The following is a 26965-nucleotide window of genomic DNA, read 5'->3' on the forward strand; positions in this document are numbered from 1 at the left end:
CGAATTGACCCCTAATTTAGTAACCAAGGAGGACTCCACAATGGATTTTAAACAAAATCAGAAAATAAATCAAGTCACTGAAGAAACCCTCGTTGTCGGAATCGACATCGCAAAGCGTACACATTTCTCCTGCTTTGTTGACGACCGTGGACGGATACTCCAGAAATCATTCTCTATTACACAGTCACATCAAGGGTTTGAGTCATTTTATGATCGAATTCTCAAAGCATTAAGAGAGCATGGAAAAACAGAAGTTCTAGTAGGAATTGAACCAACTGGCCATTATTGGTTAAACTTAGCCTACTTTCTTGAGGAACGAGGCATTCCGCTTGTCATGACCAATCCAATGCACGTTAAGCGTTCAAAGGAGTTAGATGACAATCTGCCTACAAAGCATGATCGTAAAGACGCGCTAGTGATTGCTCGACTATTAAAAGACGGACGTTTTAGTTATCCTCGTATTCTAAAAGATGTCGAAGCTGAACTTCGCGTCGGATCAACGTTTAGAAGTAAGTTGACGGAGGAACTGGGAGCCGTTAAAAACATGATGATTCGCTGGTTGGACCGCTATTTTCCTGAATTCACTCAAGTCTTTCCCTCTTTCGGAAAGATGGCTTTGGCCGTACTCGAATGTACGCCATTCCCAAGTGATCTCTACCAAAAACAACCTGATGAATTACTTGTGATGTATCGTCAAGTAGAGGGGATGAAATCTCCTCAGAAGCCCAAAGCTGTGCGTCTCATTGAAGTCGCAGCTCACTCGATTGGAGTAACAGAAGGACGTAAGATGGCCCGTTTTGAAATTGCCACACTCGTTCAACGTTATCACCAATTAGAACAAGAAATTGAAAGCATCACCCAAAGCTTAGTTGAGCTCGTCAAAACGTCTGTAGAATATGAATGGCTTTCAACAGTTAATGGACTCGGAGACACTACCATCGTTGATCTATTAGCTGAAATCGGCAGCTTTTCACATTATGAGGATCCACGCCAACTTATCAAACTCGCGGGACTCACATTGCGTGAAAATTCGTCTGGGCAGCACAAAGGTCAAAAACGTATCTCTAAACGAGGCAGAAGGAAGCTACGCGCCCTCCTGTTTCGAGTGATGATGCCAATGATCCGTCATAACGAAGCCTTTCGTAAACTACATGAATATTACACAAATCGCACAGTCAACCCGTTACGAAAGAAACAATCAATTGTGGTCCTTTGCGGAAAACTATTAAAAGTATTACATGGAATCAGTACGAAGCATAAAGCATTCGATGCACAAAGAATGATGAGGGATGTACCTAGTCTCGAAGAGGCTATGTAGTCTGCATCTCCTTGAATGAACTAGACAATTGGATGACACGGAGAAGCTGGCACTATTTTCACCATTCGACCTAGAGTCCCTAAAGGAGCTTCGCTAGCCTCTGCCTTATGACTAGACCGAACGAAGGAATGTAGGCACACAGATGTCCAGAGACATGGGAGGGTACGTCATCATAAGCTACGCAGAGATCCATGGTGCATCGTATATTTCTTCAACGCTACTTACATTAATATCCAGTAGTGACCGCGTAGCGCACCCATAGATTGGAATAGTTTCACATAATTTTAAATTACTGTTAGAGGTCGTGTCGAAAAATATTTTTTTGACACCTCACAAACGGGTCAAACCGTTGATATATCAATATTTATAGAGGGAGAGTATACCATTGTTTAAGTTTTTAGAAGGATTCTTTCAGAAAAAAAGCTGCAAATTTTGTAAATCAAAACAAGGGCATTTTACTAGATATATAGATGACAGAGGTGAAACGATTAAGGTTTGTCCAAAGTGTCTGACCTATGCAGAAAGAAGGGCATTTCGGAAGATGTAAGGGTAGGCGAGATTGATGCTTAAAAAATAACAATAATAACGACCAGGCCCTATAACTATAATTTATATAGTACAAAGAATGGGGGCCTTTCTCGTGAATATACGCTCGTTCATAAATCGGTTTACAGTGTATACATCTTTGTTTTTTATTTTATCAGGTTGTAATGATGATTGGGTTAAGGAACAGATTCTAGGAATTAATGAAGGTCCTATTGAGGAGGAAGAAAGTCAGGAAATAATTGTGGATAAACCGATACCAATACCTAGTCAAGTAGATGGGGAGTTAACCATTGAACCTTTTGATGTAGTCGAAGCAATCGGTACTGGTCTAATAAGTCCCCTACAGCACATCAAAGTGTAGTTTCGCTTTGATGTGCTTTTTAGGTAATGTGCAAAACCGTATTTCTTGTGATGAAGTTGTTCCTTTTAGCAGAAGATAACTTCCCTAGTCATCGGATTAATCTTATAAATCACATCTTTTCGTTCGATAATGATTTCTGTTTTCTTTTTTAAATCGGTAGTTGTATTAATTATTCCAAGTAACTCTTTCGATGGATTAATTGCAACAGGATGAGCTACGTGTTTGAACATTGTTACATCCCCGTTTGTATCCCCGTAAGCATAGCTTTTGGTCAAGTCGATGTTATGCTTCTCTACCATTTTATGTATCGCTTTTTCCTTACTATTAGAATCCCACATAGGTGTGACATTACCTGAAAAGAAGCCGTTTTCATCGATATGATAAGTAGAACCACAGTAGTCAGTTGCATTGTATTTTTCGGCCATCTTAGATACTAAAAAGCTGGGACTACCAGAAATGAATAAGATTTTGTGACCTTGCTCTTGATGCCAGTTGATTTGTTGTCTTGTATATTTATAAACCCTATCAGCCTTTAAACGAATAACTTGCCGTGCGATAAAATCAATTTCATCCTTCGCAATACCTGTTAAATGTTTAACATAGGTTTCAGTTATTTCGAGTAAAAAATCATCATAATCACCCTGCCGGTTATCCCATTCATGAAAAGTTTCCTTCACATTTTCATCCCAAACAGTGGGAGAAATGACTTCATATTTTATAAGACGTTTGAAGTGTTCAGTCAAAAGGGAATCTCTATAAAAGGTTCCGTCGATATCAAAGAAAGCACAAGTATTCATGTTCCCACGCTCCTCAATCATTTTGAATGTAGTATAGCATAATGCTACTACTTCACGTAATTTTTTGCGCCTTTAATAAATTAAGGTATTCCCTATAAAAATAAGGATAAATAATCTAAATACATTAAATACTAACAGTATATGAGGCATACAAGCCTTTAATCCAAAAAGAATGGGGGTTTGTATATGAAGCAGAGGGACATTAGTACCGAGAGTAACGAAAATGTAACTAAAGAAACGATGGAAATTAGTGAAACTGGATACGGTTATGTTATAGAAAACAAGCAAGATACAAAAGAATACGACGACAATAATAGAGGTCAGAATAAGTAAGGGGTATTGATATGTTCAAACATCAAAAAGAGTTACTGTTTCCTGTTAATGTGAAAAATCCGAATCCAGCGTTTGCCGCAGCTGTATTAGAGCAGTTTGGAGGAGCAAATGGTGAATTAAAGGCTTGCTTACAATACTTTGCCCAAAGCTTTGCTACGAAAGATCCGGAAATTAGAGATTTATTACTTGATATTGCAACTGAAGAAATTTCTCATCTTGAAATGGTTGGTGAATGTATTACACAACTTATGGGAGCCCCTGATACTGATCCTAATACTTTAGGTGTTGACGGAAGAAAAATGGTGTCAGAAGGTACGACGATGGGGAATGCGAATGGATTCCTGAACAATATGATCAATCAAAACTCTACTGTACAGAAAAGTTTATATCTCTCAGGGCACGGCCTTGATTATGTAGATTCGTCAGGTTCTCCTTTTACTGGGAACTACATTAACAATGTAGGAGACTTAATGGCTAATATTCAATCAGATTTAGCTGCAGAACTACGCGCTAGAAAAGTGTATGAAGAGCTACATAGACACGTAGACGACTCTGGAGCAAGAGAAATGTTTGACTTCTTAATCCAACGAGAGGAAGCACATGCGTTGCTATTCTCAGAAGCAATTGAAAGAATTCAAGACACCCAAATCCCTGAACGTTCATTTGGAGATAAGCAATACTCAATCATGTATCCTGATTTATCGCAAGGCGGTCAAGGAGAAAAAATATTCAAAACTGATGATGCAAAAACTATAACAGGACCTTTTACGGGAGATCCAGATTTAGATACATTTGGTGGGCAAGAGCCACCGAGCTATCAATAAGACATAGAAAGGATTGTTAAATGTGATTAATCAAGATTTTGGTGAACTTGTCGACCAACAGAAAAAACATAAAGCTCAATACCTAGGTGGAGCAGAGTCAAAGAAGAACCGTAAAGACACTGATGGAAACACGAACCACGGGATACATGTGGGAGCAGAAGGTAGAGATAATACAAAAAAGTAATGGAAGAAGATTAAATAAAGAGAGCACAACAAAGTACGTAACATACTTTGTTGTGCTCTTTAGATGTGACGCACTAAATGAATGCTAGGGAATTAGTTCACTACGTTAATATTTATCGCCAAAGGTAATGCAGAACCTGAGCCATGCATGAATTCTAATACGAGGTCACTTGCCCCTTCACTAGCAGTATATTCGATGATCTTTACTACTTCATTCATTGGTGAAAGTGTTGGGATCGCATATGTGCCGTTTTGAGTCTTAACTGCACCTGCGTATCGTCCACCACGAGATGCCGCTCGAATTTCAATAGTTTTAGGACTTCCACTGTGGTTTACAAATGGAATTTTTACCTGATATGTTGCACCGTAGTGACCAATATTGTCTGCGCTATTTTTACTGTCAAAGCTGTTGCTACTAGTTAAAATATTATCTGTCATTCTATTTGAGATATTATAAGACTTCTCATCGTCAGTTACATTGAATCTTGGCAATTCAGTCAAGAGTGTGGATTGCTCCCAACTTCCCCGTGTATGAGTATGTAGGTTGTCTAATGCAACAGGTTCATCTCTTATTTGAGCAAGGTTCGAATTATCAAGTTGAGACATCACCGTTCGAATTTTATAGTTTAGACTTCCGTTCGACTCTTTACTTCTTACATTAAACTCATGAAGGAAGCCAATCATGTGGTCGGGATGAACTAGAAAAGAGTCTAATGTAACAGTTTCGTTGGCTGGTATTGTTGTCTTTTCTAAAGTAATCGATGGGATACGTTCATTTAGCGTAAGACCTGCTAATTGCATGCCAATATCATAAATAGCCCAACCACGAGAGCTAGTTCTATCTATCCCTTTTGGATTAATAATTTCTAACTCATTGTCAGATAGGTTTTCAATTGTAATCCCAATGGTTATTGGGTGGTTGAATTTATTGTGGTGATGTCCGAGAACTCGATGTTGTTCTTCACGATTGTTGGAAACAATATGGTCGTGCCATAGTGTACTTTGCTGGGTAGTAATTGTTCTTTCATATAAAGATTCTGGATTATCACTAACTAACAATCTACGTTCCCCTGTTAAAGTAACACTGTTTACATTTATCGGTCGTGCGATTTGACCAGACTCTTTTTGTAACGTTTTTGTGCCAAACACATTATTACCAGTGATAAAACTTAGTTGGTTGTGCGCCTTGTCCCAGTTTACTTCAGCACCTATTAAAGTTGCTAATGTTCTTGAAGCCCCGAAAAGCTCTCCATTATGTTCCCAAATCGGATTACTAAGCTCTATCAATTCACCATTAAGAGAAGCTTGACTATTTCCAATTTCTAATTCAAATTCGTTCCCATCTCTTGTAAAAGAAATAAGTTTATTATCTATATGTGCTTGTATGTTCATCGCATCTAAAAATTTAATTAGAGGAAGATAACTTATGTCTTCTTTTATTAGTAAATAATCGACTATATTTACCTTAAAGCCATCAATCATAAGAACAGGATTATCTAGTTTAGATAGAATGTTAGATGTATTTTTAGTTGTTACAGAAACAGTTTTAGTAGCATTATCCCAGTGCACAGTGTCACCAAAGGACTCACCAATAAATCGAATTGGCACGAGTGTTCTACCATTAAATAGTTGAGGACTTGTTACAAGTGTATGAGATTCACCATTTACATAAGCGGTGTTGCTTTTAATATGTAGTTCAATGATGTTTCCATCTCTTTGAGAGGTTACTCTTTGTTGCTGTTGATCCCACTCAACGGTTGCCCCCATTGCTTCAAAAATGGCTCTCATTGGCACGAGTGTTGTTCCATTTTGAATAATTGGAACACTAGAAAATTCCACAGCTGTATTATTCACTATGATGTTTACGTTCGTCTCACTGGCATGTACAGCATTCATGCTTTGAATAGTAATAGTAGGAGACAATAGTAATCCAATGCCTACTACACATGAGATGAACCCATGTTTAAACTTTTGCATAATGATACACTCTCCCGAAGCAAATTTAAAAGTTTTTCATGAATAAGTGTGGAGTAAAGTTTTGGAAAATGCAATAGTTTTTATGTAAATATATAAGCTGAAAACGGTGATAGAGACCATTCCATGCATAAGAAACCTTTTTTAGAAAAAACTGAAGATGAACAACTTTGAAGGAGGGATTGTAATGGGACGTGGAAAAAGCCTTAACCATAAGAAAAAGAGCCATCCAGGAGATTTGCCTAAAGGGGCAGAAATGAGAAAGGCAAAGCCTGATTCTGGTGAGGAAGCTTATTTATCGGAAGCGGAAGCATTTAAGAATCGAGTGCCTGAAGAATAGAAGAACGAATCCGCTAAATGTTCTCTAATTAAAATAAAAAGGTTGCCCCTACATTGATAGTAGGAGCAACCTTTTTAATCTTCTATGTAAATCGCAAACCTATGTACGATTTACTTATCCATGCGTAACTTTGACATTGACTCAGAACAAGTAACCTTTAGCACAAGAAAAGTGTCCCTCTTATGGCTGCTTCCTTCCGGACCTGACCCGTTCATGGGGTTTTCGTTGCAAAAGACTTGTTCCTCAACATCAAATTAAAAGCACTGACCACACATAAGAAAACCTTCGATAGGCATTGACCCTGCTATAGCGGATTGCAGGTTACAAGGCACCGCTACCTCCCCGTCTATTGCGAAATGTTTCATTTGAATAACTTAATCTTACTACGGATCTCACCTCTTGTATATGCCAATTAATTGGTAGTAGAGGATAAAAATGAGGTGCTTAAAGGCAACTGAAAAGGGAGGAGTGAGAGAGGCCGCTAAAAAAGTGTGATTTTTACTTTTTCAGAGGCCACTACTGCCTCAATTCGAGTGCCATCTGTACAAATAACACTGTTTCACTAAACAAGATTTATCTTTATTTCAAGAACTTCTTTTTCCTCTGATGTGAGAAGCTTATTTGCTAGTGGAAATAGCACTGATTCTTCTTTCATGAAATGTTGCGTTAAAATTTCACAAGCTTTTGAAGTATAGGATGCAATTCTTTTTATATCTGTTGGTTCAACGGTTTCTAAATTTTTTTCACAATCATCAAGAAACGTTTTTAATAGTTTTTTTGCTTCATCATGTTCATATTCCATTACAGCAATTGGGCCATTAGTACGGCCAATATAGGCAGCGACCATTTCAAAAAGAACACCTTCTTCTCGTTCCGCATGAGGCTCAAGTTCTGTAACGAAGGATTTAACTTGCTTGTATAATTGTTCAAGAGCTTTGGAATTAAGTGTAATCTCCTCTTGCTCGATTGACTGTGTCAAGGCATAAATAGATTCCATTTGCTTCGTTAGAGGAGGATGTTCATTTTTCAGTTGCATAAGTGCCGGACAAAGTGCGTTATCAACATCATCACCTAGCATACTACTTACACAGCTTAATGGTTGTGTCTCCATTTAATTCAGCTCCTTTAACTTTTTAATCACTCTTGGAAATAAGATATTATTCTCAAGGTGGATATGCTCAAATAAATCAGCCTCTAAATTTTCTAGCTTTTGATAGGTGAGTTGAAAAGTCATGCAAGCCCATTGTGGTGCGGTGAAATCATTTGTAACCTTTCGAAGTTCAGCTAAAACGCCTCCAGCACCCTCATGTTCATCTACTAACTCTTCAATTTTTACGGAAATGTCTTTAATGATTTCAGTTGTTGGTTCATTTTCAAATGCCTCTATTAAAGGAAATACATTCTGCTCTTCATCTATCGTATGTTGCTCAAGCTCTATTTTTAAAAGGTGGAAAAGTTTATGCACCTCAGCCAGTTCAGGACAATCACGCCCGTGAACTCGTAGCACTTTCGTTGTAAATTGACTTAACTCAGGTAAAAGAGTGGAGAGGTAAGCATGATGAGTAGAAATGATATGTTTAATTAGCTGACTACTCGTAAGATTAGCCCTGTTAACAGAAGGCTTTTCTAACGATTGTAAATAAGCCTCATTTATTTTTGCTAAAATCTCATCACCATCTAGCTTCTTTTCAGTAATAACTTCACCAATTGGTCTGTTACCGCCACAACAAAAATCTATTTTATATTGCTTTAATATTGTACTTGCTTCAGGGAGGCGTGTGACAATCTCGCCAGTTCTAGTAGAAAAGTCAAAGGTTACTTCCATTTTCAAAACCTCCAAGTTCGAATTTTTGTTTCATCCTTACAATTCATAGTGTACAGAGAATAACAATCATTTTCAGTGATGTATGTCACCAATTAAAAAATTGATGAAAATAAAGTGGGGTCAGTCCCCCAATGCTTTACCGTATAGAAGGGTTTCAAAACAACAGGAACGATAAAAAGGGTGCTCCTAATTAGAATAGGAGCACCCTTTTTAAATTTTCTATGTAAATCGCAAACCTATGTACGATTTCATCATCCATGCGTAACTTTCTCTTTGACTCAGAACAAGTGACCTTTTGCACAAGAAAAGTGTCCCTCTTATGGCTGCTTCCTTCCGGACCTGACCCGTTCGTGGGGTTTTCCTTGCAAAAGACTTGCTCCTCAACATCAAATAAAAAGCACTGATCACACATAATGAAACCTTCGATAGGCATCGACCCTGCTATAGCGGATTGCAGGTTACAAGGCACCGCTACCTCCCCGTCTATTGCGATGTGTTTCTTTTGAATGACTTAATCTTACTATGTATATCACTTTGTGTATATACCAATTTTATGGTAATGCAGGAGGAATGTAACTAAACATTAAAGGTAATGACCGATATATGTCGAAAGTACCTTTTGAGAGGTTAGGAACATTCTTTTATTATTTGCAAATATCAATTTTCGAGGTGAGCTATGACGAATATCATTTATTCACGTAAAATTACTGACACTGAAGGGCACAATCTGTCTATTAACCTTTTGAAAGAAACGTTTAAGGGAGCAATAAATATCCGTAAATCACTTGAGGCACATAAGAAAAAAATCGCTTATTTCTTTATTGACCCTCTATTAAATGGTTTTGAAGCAGCAAATGAATTTTACTTTAATGTGTTAGAATGCCAGTCTATCGACAAAATCAATACATACAAAAGTGGAGCTAGTCCAATTCAAGCGTTAACAGATGCAAAAGAGCTAATCGATGGTGGACTATATGATGCTGTTTTTGTCTTTGGTCATGAGCCGTTACTAACAAATAAGAAGATTTATGGGAAAAATGAGGTAACAAAGGCGATGAATATCTTTGAAGAACAAAGTATTATTCAGTGCTATAACGAAATCGCCCATACTCTTTGTAGTAGATTAGGGTTATCTGAGAAAGAGTTTATGGCTTTATCTGACAAGCTCTTTTTAAACTATCGGAAAACATATCAGCATGTTACAGGAATGGAAGTGTCTGATGACAGGGGAAGACAACTAGATGACCAACATGGTGACTTATTTAAACTGACTGACTGTGCAAACCCGAATATTGATTTCTCAGGTGGGGTTATCCTAGTGAATGATGAAGTCGCAAGCTTATTACAAATTCCCGCAAAAGATAAAATAAGAGTAACTGGAGCAAACTATTCAATGGTTGAAGGGTCGCCTGAAAAAATTGATGCGATTGTAGGGAAAAAGGATAATCTATTTCCTCATTTACGAAACGCCTTTCTCCAAGCACAAACTCATTCTTCAATAGACATAGCAGCCGAGTTCCAGAATGGTAATTTGTTTCTTGAGGTATATACGTGTTACCCACCAGTACCTATCGCATTTTTACTAACGACAGGACTCATAACAAACATCGATCAATTGCCAGACTTACTAGAAACACATGAAATGACCATTACAGGTGGGATGAACTTGGCAAGAGCTCCTTGGAACAACCCTGCATTGAATGGAATGATTGATATGTATCATAAAATGAGGGAATGTACTAAACGATATGGCTTAGTGCACGGTAATGGTGGAATTGCTGAAACGCAAGGAGTTGTAATTTTAGAAAAAAATTAAAATTTAACTGGAGGGTTGCTGACCTATGAAAAACTCTAAAAAGTGGATTGATATATCCCAACCGTTAAACAATCAAATTGCTCATTGGCCTGAGGATACACCGTTTGCATATGAAGTTTCATATTCTAAGGAAGAAACAGGCTCTGTAAATATTGGACAGATTATAACGAGTACACATATAGGCACCCATATTGATGCACCTTTTCATTTTCTTAATGAAGGGACACGGGTTATAGATTTAGACATTAATTTGTACATAGGGACTTGCAGAATTATTGATGTATCGCCTCATTTTGAAATAAATGAAAAGGTATTACGTGAATTTCCTTTAGATGGGATAACCAGATTATTAATAAAAACACATATTCCTAACAACCCACATGAATTCCCGAAAGAAATTCCGTTCATAACAAAGGAAGGCGCTAGCTATTTAGGTCAAAAAGGGATAAAACTTCTCGGAGTAGACGTACCATCTGTTGATCCATTAGATAGCACTGAATTAGAAGCTCACCATTCATTACATGGCAATGGAATTCACATTTTAGAAAACGTGATGCTCGACCAGGTGGAACCCGGAGAATATGAGTTAATTGCACTTCCTTTGCCAATCGAATCAGGAGATGGTAGTCCCGTTCGTGCTGTAATCAGACCTATCAGTTGAATTCATTTATTGTGTGGAGCTTTGCCAAGACGTATATGAGCCGTTACCGTCACATCCATAGCATTGATAATCAAAAGAGGGGATATACGTGTAGCCGTTATGCTCTGGTAAATAATAACCTCTGCCATTACAAACTGGACATAGATTTTGTTCTTTCATTTTCTCCAGTTTTTTCTCGTGTTTTGCAGATTGCCAATCTAGAAAAGCATTTAATAAACCCAATTCACTCACTCCTACACATTTTATTTTCTTTAGTGTGTGGAAAATTTAGGATTTTATTCAATTGATACAAGACGATATGAATTGGAAGAAAAAGTGAGTGTTATACTAGTAAACATGAGGTATAGAGTATTAAATTGAACTACTAGGAGGACTTACTATTGAATATAACAAAATTCTTATCTGTGATTGGTCTAAGTATAGTACTTGCTGGATGTGCTAATGCTGAGGCACCTGTACCAGAAGATAATACTGTACCAGAAGAGGTAACTGAGGAAGATACTGAGCTAGAAGAGAATATTTCTGACGTAGAAGAAAAAGAAGAGCAAACTGTAGGAGAAGGCGAGAAAGAAAAGGACAAGCCTGATGTTGCTGGACCTGAAGAAGCGGCTGATGTAGTTGTGAATGCGTTGCAACAAAAAGATATGAAGACAGTCTCTACTTTTGTACATCCAACAAAAGGGGTTCGATTCTCTCCATATGGATATGTCCGTGAAGATGTCGACAAAGTCTTTACTGCAGAAGAAGTGGAAGGATTAATGGAAGACGAAACCGTTTACACTTGGGGTGTTTTTGATGGAAAAGGAAATCCAATTGAAAAAACATTCGCAGACTATTATGAACGCTTTGTCTATGATGTAGACTTTGCAAATCCGGAAGAAAAGGCAGTCAATGAACGGTTAGGACATGGGAACACATTAGATAATACTGATGAAGTCTATCCAAATGCAACTGTAGTTGAATATCACTTTTCTGGATTTGAAGAACAGTATGATGGTATGGATTGGCGTAGCTTACGTCTTGTCATTGAGGAGAAAAACGATCAATGGTATTTAGTTGGCGTTATCCATGATGAGTGGACGATTTAGTTAGAGCTGAATTTGTTGAAAGCAATGCGCGAAGCCACTAATAGCAAAGAGGCCGATTCTATATGAATAGGATCAGCCTCTTTGCTTGTTTCTAGATTAAGTGTTGTCTATTTACATGTGTAATTGCCAGCCGGAGTTTTTTTCATAAGACTCTTTTCGACGAAGCGCTCTAACATTTTCTTAATACAAAGTGTGTTCTTTGCAGTATCCTCTAACTGCGGATTTGCCTTTTTTAAACTCTTCGCAGCACTTTCGTAAGACATCGCTCGCTTTGAAGTTTTGATAATTTTAAGTAGCTGGGTTGCATAAGTAATTTGACTCATTCTTTTATCACCCTTTCGCGTATAACCTTAAACATAACATACATTGGTAAAAAAAGCGAATCTTGGTTTGAATGTAGGCAGCATTATTTTCATTTTGTTAAAAACGAAAAGAGATAAAGAAAAGCCTGTAAAGTTGTTGCTGCAGTAGGTGTTTGCTACCTTTGTGTTAAATAAGAACTGTCCAAGGATTCATCAGTATATAGACTGAAAAAAATATATTTTAATTATAAAATAATCTAACTCTTTTCTTTAAATATTATGGTAGAATATTCAACAAAAACTACAAATTTTTTTGAATGGAGAGCAACAATGAAAAAGCCGAAGATTTCCTCTGCAAAAAGTGTCCATGGAATGGTTTCAACTGCCTCTAAGCCAGCAACTGAAGCAGGTGTAAGGATGCTTGAAAAAGGTGGGAATGCTGTAGATGCTGCTGTCGCAGCCGCACTCTGTTTAGGTGTGACAGAGCCTCAAGCTTCTGGAATTGGCGGACAGTCAATGGCGTTGATTTATTTAAAGGATGACGACCGAGTGTTTGCGTTAGATGGCTCGTCTCGTGCACCGTTTAATGTTCAACCAATGAAAACCCCAGATAAGCCAATCAAGCTAGGGTTAAAGTCAACGACTGTACCATCTACTCCCGCGACACTTGGCTATATGCTAGAAACGTATGGAAAGCTTTCTTTTGAGGATGTTGTAGAGCCAGCAATTCAAGCGGCGAAAGAGGGTTTTACTGTATCTCCGTTGATTCATCGCATGATTAAAAAAGAAAAAGATTATTTACGAGAAGACCCATCAATCGTAAAAAACTTTTTCGAGAATGATGAACCAATGCCGGTTGGAAAAGTAATTAAACAACCTGAATTAGCTGAGTGTCTAGAGACAATGAAGAAGATGGGCTGGCAGGACTTTTATATAGGAAGCATTGGGCAGAAGATTATTGTGGATATGGCGAACAGAAATGGATTAATAACGGAAGCCGACCTATGCCAAATCCCATACCCAGTTGAACGAGATGTGCTGACAAGTACTTATCGAAATTTTGATATTTATACGTTTCCACCACCCGGTGCAGGAAGGGTCCTCGTCCAAATTTTAAATACAATGGAAGGCTTCCCATCAGACATACTGAATACAGAAGAAGGATTAGGCGCTGTTATTTCCGCATTAGCATTCCAATTTGCTCTTAACTCAAGGCAAAGACAGCCAATTCATCCTGATTACTATATGCAAACGGTCAATAAGCTAATGTGTGATAAAGAGTATGCTGCTGAAATTAGAGATGCTATCGTAAAACTTTGTAGCGTACATTTTGAAGATACTCTGATTCCGCCATATACCTCTGGTGAAACAACACATCTATCCGTTACTGACAAGGACGGTAATGCAGTAGGAATTACTCAGTCGATTGAGCTCGTATTTGGGAGTAAGACAATGGCTGATGGTTTAGGCTTCTTTTATAACAATTACATGAGTGCATTTGAGTATAAAAATATGACTCATCCTTATTACTTATTACCAGGTGGAAAGCCATGGAGTAGTGTGGCGCCAACTCTTGTTTTTAAAAACGGGATGCCTAAATACTTATTAGGAAGTCCTGGCAGTAGTAGAATTTCAACCTCCCTAGCCCAGGTCATTACAAGACTAGTGGACAAAAAGGAAAGTTTAGATATGGCGATAGCGGCACCTCGTTTCCATTCATCTGATACTGGTAAGCTATTAATTGAAAAGCTACGTTTTAATGAAGAAGTAATAAAAGCGTTAACAACCACAGGCTTTAACCTCTCAAAACGAGGAGCATATAGCTTTTACTTAGGGTGTGTACAAGGGATTGAGTTTCCCGAAAAAGATGGAGAACCTTTCTATGGAGTTGCAGACCCAAGAAGAGACGGTACAGCACAAGGACCGACTGAATAAGTAACATGCAAATCTACACTAGTAGAGTAATGGCTTCTTAAGTTGCGCGCTTGCTATAAGAAACCCACTTGTAGCGAGCTTTTCAAACTTAAAGACTAAACTTACAAATTGAAGGAGTTACATGCGAATGAAAATAGCGATCGTATACAATCGAGAAAGTCAGGCAGTTATTAATTTATTTGGAAAACAAAACCGTGAAAAGTATGGACTAGAAACGATTAATAGAATCAAGGAAGCCCTACTTGCGGGAGGACACCAAGTTAAGACATTTGAAGGAGATAAAAATATTATCGCAAAGCTAGAAGACTTTATGCCTTCTGTTGTTTCTGGTGAACGGCCTGGACTTGTATTTAACTTGAGTTATGGTATTCAAGGAAACGGTCGCTATATGCATATACCGGGAATTTTGGAAATGCTAGGTATCCCATATGTAGGTTCAGGACCAGAAACACATGCCTTAGCATTAGACAAAGTTGTAACGAAAATGATCTTAATTCAAAGAGGGCTTCCTACTCCAAAGTTTACAGTAATGGAAAAGCCAGATTCGCCAATTATGGATGATTTAAATTATCCTTTAATTGTAAAACCAAAGGATGAGGCAGTCTCGTTTGGTCTTAAAGTTGTTCATAACGAAGAGGAGCTAAGAGCAGGGGTACAGGTCATTTATGAAACGTTCAACGCACCGACGCTAGTTGAAGAATATATTGAAGGACGAGAAGTTAATGTAGCCTTACTTGGAAATAATCCAGTAGAAGCGCTCCTTCCTGTCGAGCTAGTTTTTGGTCAAGGGGAACAAATTTATACGTATGAAGATAAGAAGAACAAAAGTGGAAGAACAGTAGAGAAGGTTTGTCCAGCGCCATTGTCAGAAGAACAGACAAAAGAAATCCAACAGCTTGCGATTGATACATTTAATGCATTAGGTTGCTATGATAGTGCTCGTGTTGACTTTCGAATTGATAAAAACGGGAAACCTTACATTTTAGAGGTTAATTCAATGGCGAGCCTAGGTTCAGATGGTTCTTTCGTTTATGCAGCTGAACAAATGGGACTTAGCTATGCAGACTTATGTAACAAGCTAATTGAAGTGGCTAATGAACGTTATTTTGGCCCGTTCTTCTTAGATAATCATACGGAAGATAGTAAAGAACAACAGGCATTAATCTCATCGATTACTCAAAATCGAGATAAAATCGAAGCTGATTTGAAAAAGTGGACCAACATTTCAAGCTGGACAGAAGACCCAGTAGGATTGAGTACTGTAAGAAGAAGACTTGACGACCGATTGAAACAACTAGGGTTAGAGCTTATGGAGGATTATACTAATGGACGTTCAGCGTGGACATGGCAATCGAAAGCAGGCTTTAAAGATGGAACTTTAGTCGTTATCCCAATTGACATACCAGGTGAACGTAATGGGTTTCCAATTCCATATCGTAAAGAGCAAGAATGGATTTACGGTGAAGGGGTTGCCTCAAGTCGTGGTGGACTAGTAACAGTATTAAGTGCGCTGCAGGCACTCGATGAACAACAGCTGTTATCAGACAAGAAAGTAGGTGTATTCTTTTATTCTGACGAAGGAAGAGGAATGCGCTATAGCAGTGCGACATTAAGAAAAGCAGCAAAAGAAGCCAGACAAGTAATTGTCCTACAACCTGGTTTTACTGGTGGAAAAATAGCTGACCAGCGAAGAGGCTCGAAGCAATATAGCATCATTGTTGAAGGAGATCCAATGAGAATTGGAATTGAATCCAATCAAACCGATGTACTAAGTTACTTTATTCAAAAAGCTGAGAAGCTCAAGAAAATAAGTAGCCGTAATAAGAAAATTACAGTAGCGGTCCAGGATGTTCGCTCTCAACGCTATAGTGTCCTGTTGCCACACCGTGTGCAAGCTACAGTAGCGGTAACTTACTTAGATGAAAAGCTTGCTAATGAAGCAGAAAAGCAAATTAGAGAAGCATTTACATCAAAATCAAGTGGGATGCAGACATACGTGGAAACATTGGTTGAACGTCCACCATTAGTACGAAAATCAAATAATTCAGTTATACCACAACTGAAAAACTTAAGTGAAAAGTGGAACTTACCATTTGGAACTGAATCAAGTCTATTATCGACTGCAGCTGGAGAAATTCCGTCATCAGTTCCGGTTGTATGTGGGTTTGCACCAGCAAGTAAAAACCTATACACACCTAACGAAGCGATTCATCGCAGTGAATTAATTCAACGTTCCTTATTATTAGGTTTGTTTTTACTAGAACAATGAAACTGAGCGGTGAAGAGAAGATTCTACCAATCGTGATATCAGTCCCCCACGGGGGACTGATTATCCCACCGAATTTGATAAGTAATTGCTTACTGACACAAGAAGAATTATTGCTAGATTGTGACACTTGGTCTCACGAGCTATACGATTTCAAAGGCTTAGTAGAAGAATATGTGGACACGCCGATTGCCCGAATTGTTGTAGATATGAATAGAGACAGAAACGACCTACCCCCAAATAATCCTGATGGAGTAGTCAAAACACTGTCTGTCGTTCAAAAGTCGGTATGGGATCGAGAAGGTGGACTAGCAAAGGAAGAAATCTCAAACTTGTTAGAGGATTATTATTCAACCTACCATCTGCAGTAGCCTTGGCAAAGCCTACTAGTTATTTGGATATGAATTATAATCCAATTTATGTATTTATTGATGGGAAAGAGCCTCGCTTTACAAATGATCCAATAATTGAAAATGGTCGAACATTAATTGAATTTCGTCCTGTGTTTGAAGAGTTAGGACTAACTGTTGGATGGGAACAAAGCACAAGAAAGATTACTGGGAAAAATACAGGTCTAACTGTAGAGATGATAATAGGGAGTAAGACAGCATATGTGAACGGTAAACGAGTTTCTTTAGAAGTTGCCCCAAGAGTCGTTGATGGTCGTACGTTAGTTCCATTACGTTTTGTTGCTGAAAATAGTGGAAAGAAAGTGCAATGGAATAGTAATGTACGTATGATTATCATAAATGATGGCAACTTTGAACGAGCTAATTTTAATATGACTATAAATGATTTAAATCAACAATTCGTGAATAATGCAAAAAATGGGAAGCTTGGACCATTCGAACATTCAAAAATCGTGAATCGTTCATTAGGAGAAGTAGTGAATAAATTTGGTTTCCCTGACCGTAGACATAACGGTACCCCTGCTAGTGATGATGTACCGGCTATATCGTATGGAAACTATTACATTTCTTTTCTAGGGGACTATAATACTCATCATCTTATAAGACCGAAAGCAACAAGAATAGGAATGTTTTTTGATAATAGAGTTACAAACCAAATGGTCATAAATCGATTAGGACAGCCTGATAGTAAAGACTACGGAATGGATGCGTATTTGACGTATAACCTTGGCCAATACAACCTTGTCGTAACAACAAATGATTTAAATTCAAATGCCAACATCCAGAATATCTCTATCTCTAGAAATTAAGAGGAAAAGTAGTTAGTTCAGATTTTTAGTAATTTAACACGCTAATAAAGTGGGGGACTGACCCCCACTTTATTTTTGATCATCATAATGGAGACATAGAACAATGAACGAAGCTGTCTAGTCAATAGAAAAATTGATTATCAATGGCTCTCTTTGCTAAAAGACCTAGGTTGAGTATATTCACATTCACTCATTGTAGGTCTTTTAAGTATTTTATTTGCTCACAACTTAATATAAGTAAATTAATCATAAAGTTTTAACTAATTTTGGAATTCTTATTCTTTCTTGCAATATTTATAGAGATAAATAGAGCTGAGGAGGTAGAGAATGAAATTAAGAGTAGTCGTTTTTATTCTTGCATTATCGTTGATTGTGTTTCCTACATTCACAAATGGGGAAAGTTTGTCAATTGTTGGTGAACAGGCAGTTGTTATCAAATCTAAGACAGGAGAGGTACTCTTTGAAAAAAATGCATTTGAAAAAGGGTATCCAGCCAGTATGACAAAGGTACTTACAGCAATGTTGCTAATGGAAAGAATCGGAGAGGATGAAATCATTACCCTTTCACCTAATGCAATAAATACAGTAGGTAGCAATTCTCAAATATTTTTTCAAGCTGGGGAAGAGATAACGAAGGAGGACGCCCTATATCTACTTATGGTGATAAGTGCTAATGATGTGGCAGTAGCAATCGCCGAGCACATTTCAGGGTCAGAAGAAGCCTTTGGAGAACTGATGACGTCAAAAGCGAAAGAAATAGGGGCACAACATTCTTCTTTTAAAACCGCAAGTGGATTGCATCATGATGAACACTACACAACTCCATATGATATGGCACTTATATGTAGAGAAGCAATTAAGAATGAAGCAATTCTTAAGGCGATGGGAACCCGTAGTTATCTAGTATCGACAAACAAACAGGAAAGAACCGTACATAGTCCGAATCGATTAGCTGAAGACGAAAATAATATCGGTGGAAAAACGGGATATACAAGAAAAGCACAAAATACGTTAGTGAAAGTTGACAAAATTGATGGAAAACAAATCATTTCTGTCGTGATGAAATCGAATAGAAACAACATTTACAACGATATAAAATTGATAGCCGACGAAGGTGTTTCCCGTTTGAATTATGTTGACATTATCTCAAAGCAGGAATGGATAGATTCGATGTTCTTTAACGAAGAGGAATTGGTCATTGGGATAATGGAGGATGTAGGCTTTTTTGCATCATCAATTTATGAGAATAATATTACTACACTTGTGCATAAAGATGAACAAGTCTTTCATGAACTTGAAGTGATAAATATAGGAGATGTTGTTGGTTATATTGAGGTCCAACATGAAGGGGAAGTATTTGATGAGATTGAATTAATAGCTACTCACCAATTTTCGCCCCAGCAAATTATCGCTGAAAGGGAAAGAATTGATCGTCAAAATGTGATGTATAGTGCGATGGCAATATCAGTTCCATGTGTGGCTGCTCTAGGGTTATTGGTACTATATATGAAAAGAAGAAAAAGTACGAGTTAGGGTCAGTCCTCCAATAAGTTAATGCGTTAATAAAGTGGGGGACTGACCCCCACTTTCCGATTTAGAGGCAGTTTCCTTTTCATTTTTACTTTTTGTTTTTGGATAATATCTTTTGCAATAATGCGTCTGCCTTTTTCTTTGCTTGTTTTGTATTATTTTCTAGGATAATCACAGGTTTACTAATAGTTCCATTATCTCTAAAAGAAATATCCACCATGTCACCTTCCTTTATTTCTGAGGGCAGTTCTTTTAGTGGTACTTCTTTTTGTATCATTTCATCCTCACGTAGTAATAAAATAGCGATTGTTTCTTCAATTCGGTCAACAGTATAGTTAGCCATACTTTTGCTCCTTATGTGGTAATCTCAGCTTTCATTCTTTCAAAAGTGTTTGTACCAATTCCACTGACATTCAATACTTCTTCAATTGTTGTAAAAGGACCGTGTGTTTGTCTGTAGTCAATAATACGTACTGCTATAACTGGACCTACTCCTGTAATCAGTTGTAATTCTTCTTCATTTGCGGTGTTAATATTGACTGGATAAACATAGGAATCTTCATCTCCAATAGACCCACCTTCGTTTCCAGTACCGTTCCATGGAATGTTTTTCACCTCGTAATTAACACCATCAGTTACTACAATAATGTCTCCGGAATCTGCTGTAGAATAAACAGTTGCTCCATATGCTTTTAAGCGCTGTACAATATCATCGTGAGGATGGTTATATCGATTACCTTCTCCATACGATAAAATAGCTACTTCAGGTTGCGCATTATCTAAGAATGTAGGATTGGAAGACGTTCTCGAACCGTGATGTCCGACTTGAAGGATTTGTGATGATAAATCAAAATTACCTGTCATTTCACCTTCAGATAATTGCTCAGCATCACCTGTAAAGAGTAAGCTAATCTGATTATAGTCAATCTTTAAAGAAACAGATGAATCATTTAAACTTTTCTGTTCAGAACCTGTGTTTAAAACTGTCATCTTTACAGAGGGATCAATAGTAAGTTCAGTTCCCACTTCGGCAATGTCAAATGGAATGTCCATTTGGTCGATTAACTCTAAATAATTTAAATAGGTTAAAGTTGTATGTGTACGCCCACTGTCTAACACTTGCTTAATTTCAAATTCCTCAAATATTGGGAGTAATCCACCGATATGGTCAGCGTGAGCATGTGTTGCTACAACTAGGTCTATAGAGCTTATCCCAGCTTGTTTCAGATAAGAAACTACTTTTTGACCAGCCATTTGTGTACCAGCATCAATTAAAACAGTTTTTCCATTAGGTAAAAGGAGTAATGATGAATCACCTTGTCCGACATCGAGAAAATGTACTGTTAAGTCACCTTGAACTTGTATGTCTTCGATAGGTAATTTAAACTGTTCATCTAAAACCCTAGCCATAAATACAGAAAATTCTGCTCTAGTAATATTAGAATTAGGTCTAAAAGAGCCATCAGTATAGCCTACTGTAATTTGATTTGCTAGTAGTGTTTGTATAGGTGTGTGGCCCCAAAATCCAGTTGATACATCTCTAAATTGAAAGTCTCCTACTCCTTCCAATCCATAGGCTCTTTGTAAAATGGCTGCCATTTCTGCTCTCGTTAACGGAGCATTTGGAGAAAAGTTTCCTTGATATCCTGTAATGATTCCTTCATCAGCTAAAGTAGCAATAAGCTCGTAATAGGGATGTTCAGGGCTTACATCAGCGAACTGTGGATTTGGACGATCTATTGTTGCAAACTCTAATTCTCTTTGCAACATTAAAGCAGCATGAACTCGTTGAATTTCGTCGTTAGGCCCAAAGTTCCCATTTGGGTATCCACCGACTATATTTTTATTACTTAAGTAAGTAATTTCATTTCTAGCCCAATGGTCAACGGTATCACTGAATCCATGACCTGTAGCCAATTGTTTTATATTCTGATTCGCATTATCAAAACCAATGTCTTGATTTTGTAGATTATCTGGGTTGGTACATCCAAATAAAAATAAGAAAACCAAAAGTAGAGGCAGTAATACTTTCCTCATTAAGCTAACCTCCTAATTCAACTCATAGATTAACCATAGCTTTTTCCTGCAGCTTAAAAACATACGAACGAATTATGGAGACCGCTGAAAAAGTGTGATATTAACTTTTTCATCGGCCTCCGAATTATGTGTAATATTATTAATAAAAAAAATGCACCACAGTTGTGAGACAGTGTCTAACAATAATGGGGTGCAGTTTAATCTGTTTCACTATCTAATGCAAGCTACTCTTTCATTTGTAATGTCATTTACTCTTGCTGGACCAATTCCTCGAACACGCGTAAGGTCATTGAGTGAATTAAATGGTCTCAATCGAATAATTTCATTTGCTCTTTCACTATCAATATGAATAATTGATGTTAGCTGATCACTGTTTGCCTGATTAATATTCACACAACCAGTGATTGGTGGTTGTACTGGTGTAGTTAACTGCCCGTGTATAGCATTTCGGGCTTCGTTAGTTAGATTAATACCGATTGTTCTTGATTGTTGAAACCATTCAACCTGGTTTCCTAAGCTTTCACTTATAAAGCGAAGTGGTACGAAGGTTCTTTGATTACTTAGGACAGCTTGTGTATCCATTTGGATTCGATTGTTGTTAACTAAAGCAGTATTTTGACCGATTATTAACTCGATATCTTTGTCACCTTTAATAATTACTTTTCTAGTGGCAGGTTCCCAGTGTACAAAGTAACCTAATTCCTCTGTTACAAACCTAACTGGAACCATCGTTCGAAAATTATTATCGATAAAAGGTTCAACATCCATACGAACTTTATTATTTCTAATAATAATATCTAATTCCTGTGGTGTAATTGTAAATAATGCTTGTTGTCCCCGCGCTTGATATTGTTCTGTAGACTGATCGTGTTGCTGTTGATCCAATCCTAGATTCTGGCCGCATGCTGTCGAGATAGCAATAATGAAAATCAGCAAAAAAAGTCTAAGAGATACGTTCATAAAAGGTTCCTCCAATTTAAAAGTAAAAATTTTTTTCATTTTTCTTTTAACATTAGTTTAAAAAAGAGAAATATACCTATATAGAAGAAACGCACTCTAAATATTGTTTAATAAATACAAAGATATGAACAAAAGTTCGTATAAATCGCCTTCAGTCAAAATCCTATTCATGTACCTTAAAATAAGGATTTTAAGGTAAAAAAATTGCCCAATACCTACATCTAAAAGGTTTTGGGCTAAAAAAGTGAGGACAAGTATTCAGATTACTGGAACAAATGATTTATTTATCTAATTTTTTGTGTTGTTGATAAACAATAAAGTTCCTCTTCATATGTCCCCTATTACTTCTGCATGTTTTGGATTATCATTGCAATGCCTTGACCACCGCCAATGCATAAGCTTGCGACACCGAATTTAAGACCTCGTCGCTGCAGTTGATAGGCAAGGGTTAGCAAAATTCTCGTACCACTTGCTCCAACTGGGTGACCTAAAGCAATGGCACCGCCATTAACATTTGTTTTCTCCTGGTCTAGTCCAAGCTCCTTTTCAACTGCCAGATACTGTGCCGCAAAAGCCTCATTGATTTCAAATAAATCAATATCTTTTATCATTAGACCTGCTTTTTTTAAGGCCGATTGGATTGCAGGGACAGGTCCGATACCCATATGAGCTGGATCCACACCTGATATACCCCAGGAGACGATTTTACATAAAGGCTTCTTTTCATTTCTTTTGATGTAATCTTCATCCGCGATGACAAGGGAAGCTGCTCCGTCGTTAATCCCACTCGCATTTCCAGCTGTTACAGTACCATCCTTTTTAAAAGCTGGTTTCAGTCGAGATAAGTCTACTAATGATGCCTGTGGTTTAGGATGTTCGTCTTGGTCGATAACGGTGGTGGTGCCGTCCCTATTTTTAATTGTAATAGGTGTTATTTCTGCCTGGAGTTCCCTATTTAATCTTGCCGTTTCGGTTCGTGTCTGGCTTAGCAGGGCATAGTTGTCCTGAGCTTCTCTCGTTATGTTAAACTTTTCTGCTAAATTCTCTGCTGTGATTCCCATTCCTATCTTGCAATAGTTATCGGTGAGCGTGCCAGTTAGCATATCTTGAAATTCTAGATTACCCATTTTCTGCCCTTGGAATCGATGGGTGAAATGAGAGTAGGGGGCTCTTGACATGTTTTCAGCCCCGCCTACGAGTGCGATTTTAGAATCTCTTGTTAACATACTTTGCGCAGCACTTATGACCGCTTGCAAACCAGAGCCGCATAATCTATTCACTGTTAATGCAGGTGTTGATTGCGGAACTCCTGTTTTCAGGCCGATGTGCCGAGCTAAGTAGGCTGCATTGGTATCGGAATGAATCACGTTGCCGTAAACAATATTGTCGATTTCTTCAGGAAGCACATTGGCGCGTATTAATGCTTCCTTTGCTGATATTTCACCTAACTTTGTGGCTTCAACGCACTTGAGAGAGCCTGTAAAGGAGCCGAAGGGTGTTCTTGAACCGTTGAGTATATAAATGTCTTGCAAGGGGATAACCTCCTCTTATTTTTTATTTTCTTGTTAACTTGATGCCTTCTTTGATACGGTCCCATGCATTGTCAATTCCTTCATTACGTAATTCATACTTCTGAACACGTTCCGTCGCTGTTTTTGGTAGGGTATCTTTAATTTCCACGTATCTAGGGACCATATAATACGCCATCCGGTCTTCGCAGTATCGGATAAACGCAGGGAAATCGATCGTTTTATTTTCTTGTGGAACGAGGATGACTTTTACATCTTCTTCAGATAATTCTGATGGAACACCGATTGCCGCAGATTCCTTAACGTCTGGATGCTTATTGATGATTCTTTCAATTTCATAGGAAGAGATGTTTTCCCCTCGATATCTGATGCAATCTTTCATTCTATCTTTAAAATAAAAGTAACCATTCTCATCTTGCGTACCACGATCACCGGTATGAAACCAGCCGCCTTTCATTGCTTCCTCTGTTTTGTCAGGCATTTTATAATAGCCTTTAAATATGGTGTGTGGTTTGAGCTCTCTTACACAAATTTGCCCTTCTGTGTTTGGAGGTGCTTCCTTTTCATTTTCGTCGAATATTTTCACTTCAACATTGGATAAAGGTTTACCAATGGAGCCTAAGCGGACGTCATCTGTCGGGTTACATAGACAGACTGTAGCTGTTTCCGTTAATCCAAATCCCTCCATGACTTTAATGTCAAATCTGTCTTCAAATTCAGCCCAAATTTCTTTTGGTGCAGCTCCCCCAAATGTTTTGGTAATCGTATTGTTTATTTCAAATTTTGAGTAAGGCTGTTTATATAAGACGGTTAAAATGGAGCCGATATAGTTAAAAATCGTCGCCTGATAGTGATGAATTTCACTCCAGAATTTACTCGCACTGAACTTTTCAGATAGGGCAAGCTGTGCACCTGCGAGCATAGTTCCCATGACAGAAAGCTGTTGAGCATTGCAATGGAATAATGGAAGACAAGTATAAAGAATATCCTCCTCGTTAATATCAGCTATTTCATTTAGGAAGTTGGCTGCTGTATTCACATAAGAAAAGTGGGGGAGAACGACTCCTTTAGGTAATCCAGTAGTGCCGGAAGTATAGATGATAGACATAGGGTCTTCCTGGCGTAAAGGGACCTCATCTCGTTGGGTATTTTCCAAATCTTTAGCGGAACGTATATCTTCTAAACTAATGATTGTTAACTCTTTATCTGCAACAGCCTTTGTTTGCTCCACGAAGGCCGGTTCTACGATTGCGATACTAGAGTCAGAGTGATCAAGAATGTATTCTAAGCTTTCTCCTTTGATATGATAATTGATAGGGACCATGACGGCACCTAGCTTAGCGATACCAAACCAGATAAACAGAAAATCAGGAGAGTTTTTTAATAGTAAAGCGACATGGTCTCCTTTTTTCACTCCAACCGTCTTAAGAAAATTTGCTACTTTATTTGCTTCTTGATTGGTTTCTAAATAGGTATACTGTTTGTCTTTAAATCTTAAAAAGGTTTTAGACGGATAAGTAGAAACGTTGTGTTTCAGTAGTTGGGGGATAGTATTAAAATATTGTGACATGAATTCATACACTCCTTTGAGAAATAGTATCAGGTGGATAAGTTGCATCTTCTTATGAAAAGCGAAGCAAGAGAGCCCTACTAGAAAAAAGTAAGGCGCTGAAAAATACAAATCAACCATTCAGCGCCAATGAAGTTGTCGCCAGGGCCCTTCCGGTTTTCTAACCGATAGGTAGTATAGAATGCTAATTAAATAAAGAGAAGCATGCTAACAGACGAGATGATGAGATATATGATCATCGCAATTAGGCAATACCCCCAGATGTCGCGAATGCTAAGACCTGCAATACCTAGTGCAGGAAGTGCCCAGAATGGCTGGAACATATTCGTAGTGACGTCACCTATCGTAACTGCGTTAACGATTGCAGCAACATCAACATTTAATTTTTGCGCTGCTTCAATCATAATAGGTCCTTGCACAGCCCACTGGCCTCCTGCGGAAGGAACGAAAATATTTGTTAAACACGCTGCTAGATAGACAAACAACGGCAGTGTAGCTTCTGTAGAGATGGAGACAAACCAGCCGGCGATGATACTAATCAGTCCAGAGCTTGCCATAATCCCCATAATCCCTGCGTAGAACGGAAATTGAATAATAATTCCCCCCGTAGATGTAACCGCTTTCGAAATTGCCTTCATATAATTTCTAGGTGTCTTGTGTAATGCCATCCCTACAATAATTAGTAAAAAGTTCGCAAAGTTAATGTTTAAGTCGAGGCCATTTGTAAAGAAGTAGTAACCTATCCAGCTCAAACCTGCAATGACGATAATGTATGTTAGTATCTTACTGTTATCCAGTCGCTCCGCAATAGTTGGAGGCTCTGTAGCTAGTGCCGCACCAGACTCTTGCTCGGCCTGACTTGAAGCGCTAGGCTTTGTTTCCACAAAAGGAATCGTATCCTGGGTATTAGGGTGCATCTTCTTAAATAACAAAGCGAAAACAATAACAGAAAGAAGGGCAGGGATCATTAACTGCGGGCTAAAAATTGTCTGTGATAAAGGAATGAGACCAATAGTTTCTTCAAGAGGATGTCCTGGTGTGTTTACTAACAATGGTGCCGTAATAGTTAATGAGATTGGTAGCATTGCCATAGCTCCACAAAATGCAGCTGCAATAAGTACTCGATAATCTACCCCTTTGATGTTTCTAGCTAATTCTCTTGCAAATATTGGCCCTAAAATGAGACCAAATCCCCAGCTGATAAACGCTGCTAAAGCACTTACGATTACAGTACTCATAACGGCGACTCCAGGATTTTTTGGAATAGTTGCTAAACGGATGATACCTCTTTGAACACTAGGTGCGATGGCTAAACAGTAACCTGCTACAAGAATAACGACCATCTGCATTGCGAACGCTAAGAAGTCCCAAAATCCTGCGTACCAAAATTCTACTAATTCAAATGGGCCAGATGGTGTAAGGAACAGCGCTAAGAAGTAGGCCATAACCGTAAGAATAATCGCAAAAACGAATGCATCAGGTAAATACTTTTCTACTCCGACTTTAAAGCGGTTTGCAATATGGTATAACATTTCAACACTCCTTTTTCAT

26 protein-coding genes and 2 other RNA genes are annotated in these 26965 nt (G+C 38.0%); 14 read left to right on the forward strand and 14 right to left on the reverse strand.

Annotated features, from left to right (window positions below):
* Positions 1-40: 40 nt before the first annotated feature.
* Both CD003_RS05010 and CD003_RS05015 read left to right on the forward strand, forming a co-directional pair.
* Positions 41-1318 carry an IS110 family transposase gene (locus tag CD003_RS05010; protein WP_096199813.1) on the forward strand — a complete coding sequence of 426 codons (1278 nt, stop codon included), beginning with the start codon at positions 41-43 and terminating at the stop codon, positions 1316-1318.
* A 640-nt stretch (positions 1319-1958) separates the two neighbouring features.
* The gene (locus CD003_RS05015) at positions 1959-2225 is read left to right on the forward strand and encodes a hypothetical protein (RefSeq protein ID WP_096199815.1); all 267 of its coding nucleotides are present in this window, start codon (positions 1959-1961) and stop codon (positions 2223-2225) included.
* 65 nt (positions 2226-2290) lie between these two features.
* On the opposite strand, the gene CD003_RS05020 is transcribed toward CD003_RS05015, so the two are convergent.
* Positions 2291-3022 carry an HAD family hydrolase gene (locus CD003_RS05020; RefSeq protein ID WP_096199817.1) on the reverse strand — a complete coding sequence of 244 codons (732 nt, stop codon included), beginning with the start codon at positions 3020-3022 and terminating at the stop codon, positions 2291-2293.
* A gap of 186 nt (positions 3023-3208) precedes the next feature.
* Here CD003_RS05020 and CD003_RS21725 point away from each other — a divergent pair, with 186 nt between their 5' ends.
* The 3 genes from CD003_RS21725 to CD003_RS21730 are packed head-to-tail and all read left to right on the forward strand — an operon-like array spanning position 3209 to position 4363.
* Complete coding sequence (locus CD003_RS21725) at positions 3209-3355, forward strand: hypothetical protein (RefSeq protein WP_179295435.1); 147 nt, start codon at positions 3209-3211, stop codon at positions 3353-3355.
* An 11-nt stretch (positions 3356-3366) separates the two neighbouring features.
* Positions 3367-4179: a manganese catalase family protein gene (locus tag CD003_RS05025; RefSeq protein ID WP_096199819.1), complete on the forward strand. Its 813-nt coding sequence runs from the start codon at positions 3367-3369 to the stop codon at positions 4177-4179.
* Positions 4180-4201: 22 nt separating this feature from the next.
* Positions 4202-4363: a hypothetical protein gene (locus CD003_RS21730; RefSeq protein ID WP_179295436.1), complete on the forward strand. Its 162-nt coding sequence runs from the start codon at positions 4202-4204 to the stop codon at positions 4361-4363.
* A 92-nt stretch (positions 4364-4455) separates the two neighbouring features.
* On the opposite strand, the gene CD003_RS05030 is transcribed toward CD003_RS21730, so the two are convergent.
* Positions 4456-6339, reverse strand: coding sequence for a copper amine oxidase N-terminal domain-containing protein (locus CD003_RS05030; RefSeq protein WP_096199821.1), 1884 nt, complete (start codon positions 6337-6339; stop codon positions 4456-4458).
* A gap of 184 nt (positions 6340-6523) precedes the next feature.
* Between CD003_RS05030 and CD003_RS21735 the strand changes: the two genes are divergently transcribed.
* Complete coding sequence (locus tag CD003_RS21735; protein ID WP_179295437.1) at positions 6524-6676, forward strand: hypothetical protein; 153 nt, start codon at positions 6524-6526, stop codon at positions 6674-6676.
* Positions 6677-6767: 91 nt separating this feature from the next.
* Here the strand turns inward: CD003_RS21735 and ffs (CD003_RS05035) are convergent.
* The 4 genes from ffs (CD003_RS05035) to ffs (CD003_RS05050) all read right to left on the reverse strand — a co-directional run bounded on the left by ffs (CD003_RS05035) (position 6768) and on the right by ffs (CD003_RS05050) (position 8993).
* Positions 6768-7031: signal recognition particle sRNA large type (gene ffs / locus CD003_RS05035), an RNA gene on the reverse strand.
* A 207-nt stretch (positions 7032-7238) separates the two neighbouring features.
* Positions 7239-7787, reverse strand: a complete 549-nt coding sequence (locus CD003_RS05040) for a hemerythrin domain-containing protein (protein WP_257008177.1) — start codon at positions 7785-7787, stop codon at positions 7239-7241.
* Positions 7788-8501 carry an iron-sulfur cluster repair di-iron protein gene (gene ric / locus CD003_RS05045; RefSeq protein WP_096199823.1) on the reverse strand — a complete coding sequence of 238 codons (714 nt, stop codon included), beginning with the start codon at positions 8499-8501 and terminating at the stop codon, positions 7788-7790.
* Between the two features lie 228 nt (positions 8502-8729).
* Positions 8730-8993, reverse strand: an RNA gene (ffs, locus tag CD003_RS05050) — signal recognition particle sRNA large type.
* A gap of 184 nt (positions 8994-9177) precedes the next feature.
* On the opposite strand from ffs (CD003_RS05050), the gene CD003_RS05055 reads away from it, so the two are divergent.
* Both CD003_RS05055 and kynB read left to right on the forward strand, forming a co-directional pair.
* Positions 9178-10317, forward strand: coding sequence for a hypothetical protein (locus CD003_RS05055; RefSeq protein ID WP_096199825.1), 1140 nt, complete (start codon positions 9178-9180; stop codon positions 10315-10317).
* 25 nt (positions 10318-10342) lie between these two features.
* Positions 10343-10978 (forward strand): arylformamidase, encoded by a 636-nt coding sequence (gene kynB, locus CD003_RS05060; RefSeq protein ID WP_096199827.1) that lies wholly within the window; start codon positions 10343-10345, stop codon positions 10976-10978.
* A gap of 6 nt (positions 10979-10984) precedes the next feature.
* On the opposite strand, the gene CD003_RS05065 is transcribed toward kynB, so the two are convergent.
* The gene (locus tag CD003_RS05065; RefSeq protein WP_096199829.1) at positions 10985-11200 is read right to left on the reverse strand and encodes a methionine aminopeptidase; all 216 of its coding nucleotides are present in this window, start codon (positions 11198-11200) and stop codon (positions 10985-10987) included.
* A 158-nt stretch (positions 11201-11358) separates the two neighbouring features.
* Here CD003_RS05065 and CD003_RS05070 point away from each other — a divergent pair, with 158 nt between their 5' ends.
* Positions 11359-12066 (forward strand): hypothetical protein, encoded by a 708-nt coding sequence (locus CD003_RS05070; RefSeq protein ID WP_096199831.1) that lies wholly within the window; start codon positions 11359-11361, stop codon positions 12064-12066.
* Between the two features lie 107 nt (positions 12067-12173).
* Here the strand turns inward: CD003_RS05070 and CD003_RS05075 are convergent, their stop codons facing one another.
* On the reverse strand, positions 12174-12389 hold the full coding sequence (locus CD003_RS05075; RefSeq protein WP_096199833.1) for a hypothetical protein: 216 nt from the start codon (positions 12387-12389) through the stop codon (positions 12174-12176).
* A 309-nt stretch (positions 12390-12698) separates the two neighbouring features.
* Between CD003_RS05075 and CD003_RS05080 the strand changes: the two genes are divergently transcribed.
* From CD003_RS05080 to CD003_RS05100, 5 genes are all read left to right on the forward strand, one after another.
* Complete coding sequence (locus tag CD003_RS05080) at positions 12699-14303, forward strand: gamma-glutamyltransferase family protein (protein ID WP_096199835.1); 1605 nt, start codon at positions 12699-12701, stop codon at positions 14301-14303.
* Between the two features lie 127 nt (positions 14304-14430).
* On the forward strand, positions 14431-16572 hold the full coding sequence (locus tag CD003_RS05085) for a M20/M25/M40 family metallo-hydrolase (RefSeq protein ID WP_096199837.1): 2142 nt from the start codon (positions 14431-14433) through the stop codon (positions 16570-16572).
* Between the two features lie 32 nt (positions 16573-16604).
* Complete coding sequence (locus CD003_RS05090; protein WP_257008180.1) at positions 16605-16940, forward strand: N-formylglutamate amidohydrolase; 336 nt, start codon at positions 16605-16607, stop codon at positions 16938-16940.
* A 29-nt stretch (positions 16941-16969) separates the two neighbouring features.
* Positions 16970-17788 carry a copper amine oxidase N-terminal domain-containing protein gene (locus CD003_RS05095; protein WP_179295438.1) on the forward strand — a complete coding sequence of 273 codons (819 nt, stop codon included), beginning with the start codon at positions 16970-16972 and terminating at the stop codon, positions 17786-17788.
* A 327-nt stretch (positions 17789-18115) separates the two neighbouring features.
* Positions 18116-19321, forward strand: a complete 1206-nt coding sequence (locus tag CD003_RS05100; RefSeq protein ID WP_096199843.1) for a D-alanyl-D-alanine carboxypeptidase family protein — start codon at positions 18116-18118, stop codon at positions 19319-19321.
* An 85-nt stretch (positions 19322-19406) separates the two neighbouring features.
* Here the strand turns inward: CD003_RS05100 and CD003_RS05105 are convergent, their stop codons facing one another.
* From CD003_RS05105 to CD003_RS05130, 6 genes are all read right to left on the reverse strand, one after another.
* Positions 19407-19661, reverse strand: a complete 255-nt coding sequence (locus CD003_RS05105; protein ID WP_096199845.1) for a DUF3006 domain-containing protein — start codon at positions 19659-19661, stop codon at positions 19407-19409.
* Between the two features lie 11 nt (positions 19662-19672).
* Positions 19673-21355 carry an S-layer homology domain-containing protein gene (locus CD003_RS05110; protein WP_096199847.1) on the reverse strand — a complete coding sequence of 561 codons (1683 nt, stop codon included), beginning with the start codon at positions 21353-21355 and terminating at the stop codon, positions 19673-19675.
* 210 nt (positions 21356-21565) lie between these two features.
* The gene (locus CD003_RS05115; protein WP_179295439.1) at positions 21566-22315 is read right to left on the reverse strand and encodes a stalk domain-containing protein; all 750 of its coding nucleotides are present in this window, start codon (positions 22313-22315) and stop codon (positions 21566-21568) included.
* Positions 22316-22656: 341 nt separating this feature from the next.
* Entirely contained in the window at positions 22657-23847 is a 1191-nt protein-coding gene (locus CD003_RS05120) for an acetyl-CoA C-acetyltransferase (RefSeq protein WP_096199851.1), read from the reverse strand.
* A 22-nt stretch (positions 23848-23869) separates the two neighbouring features.
* Positions 23870-25414 (reverse strand): ATP-dependent acyl-CoA ligase, encoded by a 1545-nt coding sequence (locus CD003_RS05125; RefSeq protein ID WP_179295440.1) that lies wholly within the window; start codon positions 25412-25414, stop codon positions 23870-23872.
* Positions 25415-25602: 188 nt separating this feature from the next.
* On the reverse strand, positions 25603-26946 hold the full coding sequence (locus CD003_RS05130; protein ID WP_096199855.1) for a short-chain fatty acid transporter: 1344 nt from the start codon (positions 26944-26946) through the stop codon (positions 25603-25605).
* Positions 26947-26965 lie beyond the last annotated feature (19 nt).

This window comes from Bacillus sp. FJAT-45350 (assembly GCF_002335805.1).
In the GTDB taxonomy this organism is placed as follows: domain Bacteria; phylum Bacillota; class Bacilli; order Bacillales; family NISU01; genus FJAT-45350.

Bases quoted from the DNA above. Each gene is read 5' to 3' on its own strand.
- CD003_RS05010 (WP_096199813.1), top strand. From the start codon at position 41: ATGGATTTTAAACAAAATCAGAAAATAAATCAAGTCACTGAAGAAACC.
- CD003_RS05020 (WP_096199817.1), bottom strand. From the start codon at position 3,022: ATGAATACTTGTGCTTTCTTTGATATCGACGGAACCTTTTATAGAGAT.
- CD003_RS21725 (WP_179295435.1), top strand. From the start codon at position 3,209: ATGAAGCAGAGGGACATTAGTACCGAGAGTAACGAAAATGTAACTAAA.
- CD003_RS05025 (WP_096199819.1), top strand. From the start codon at position 3,367: ATGTTCAAACATCAAAAAGAGTTACTGTTTCCTGTTAATGTGAAAAAT.
- CD003_RS05030 (WP_096199821.1), bottom strand. From the start codon at position 6,339: ATGCAAAAGTTTAAACATGGGTTCATCTCATGTGTAGTAGGCATTGGA.
- CD003_RS21735 (WP_179295437.1), top strand. From the start codon at position 6,524: ATGGGACGTGGAAAAAGCCTTAACCATAAGAAAAAGAGCCATCCAGGA.
- CD003_RS05040 (WP_257008177.1), bottom strand. From the start codon at position 7,787: ATGGAGACACAACCATTAAGCTGTGTAAGTAGTATGCTAGGTGATGAT.
- ric (WP_096199823.1), bottom strand. From the start codon at position 8,501: ATGGAAGTAACCTTTGACTTTTCTACTAGAACTGGCGAGATTGTCACA.
- CD003_RS05055 (WP_096199825.1), top strand. From the start codon at position 9,178: ATGACGAATATCATTTATTCACGTAAAATTACTGACACTGAAGGGCAC.
- kynB (WP_096199827.1), top strand. From the start codon at position 10,343: ATGAAAAACTCTAAAAAGTGGATTGATATATCCCAACCGTTAAACAAT.
- CD003_RS05075 (WP_096199833.1), bottom strand. From the start codon at position 12,389: ATGAGTCAAATTACTTATGCAACCCAGCTACTTAAAATTATCAAAACT.
- CD003_RS05080 (WP_096199835.1), top strand. From the start codon at position 12,699: ATGAAAAAGCCGAAGATTTCCTCTGCAAAAAGTGTCCATGGAATGGTT.
- CD003_RS05085 (WP_096199837.1), top strand. From the start codon at position 14,431: ATGAAAATAGCGATCGTATACAATCGAGAAAGTCAGGCAGTTATTAAT.
- CD003_RS05095 (WP_179295438.1), top strand. From the start codon at position 16,970: ATGAATTATAATCCAATTTATGTATTTATTGATGGGAAAGAGCCTCGC.
- CD003_RS05100 (WP_096199843.1), top strand. From the start codon at position 18,116: ATGAAATTAAGAGTAGTCGTTTTTATTCTTGCATTATCGTTGATTGTG.
- CD003_RS05105 (WP_096199845.1), bottom strand. From the start codon at position 19,661: ATGGCTAACTATACTGTTGACCGAATTGAAGAAACAATCGCTATTTTA.
- CD003_RS05110 (WP_096199847.1), bottom strand. From the start codon at position 21,355: ATGAGGAAAGTATTACTGCCTCTACTTTTGGTTTTCTTATTTTTATTT.
- CD003_RS05115 (WP_179295439.1), bottom strand. From the start codon at position 22,315: ATGAACGTATCTCTTAGACTTTTTTTGCTGATTTTCATTATTGCTATC.
- CD003_RS05125 (WP_179295440.1), bottom strand. From the start codon at position 25,414: ATGTCACAATATTTTAATACTATCCCCCAACTACTGAAACACAACGTT.
- CD003_RS05130 (WP_096199855.1), bottom strand. From the start codon at position 26,946: ATGTTATACCATATTGCAAACCGCTTTAAAGTCGGAGTAGAAAAGTAT.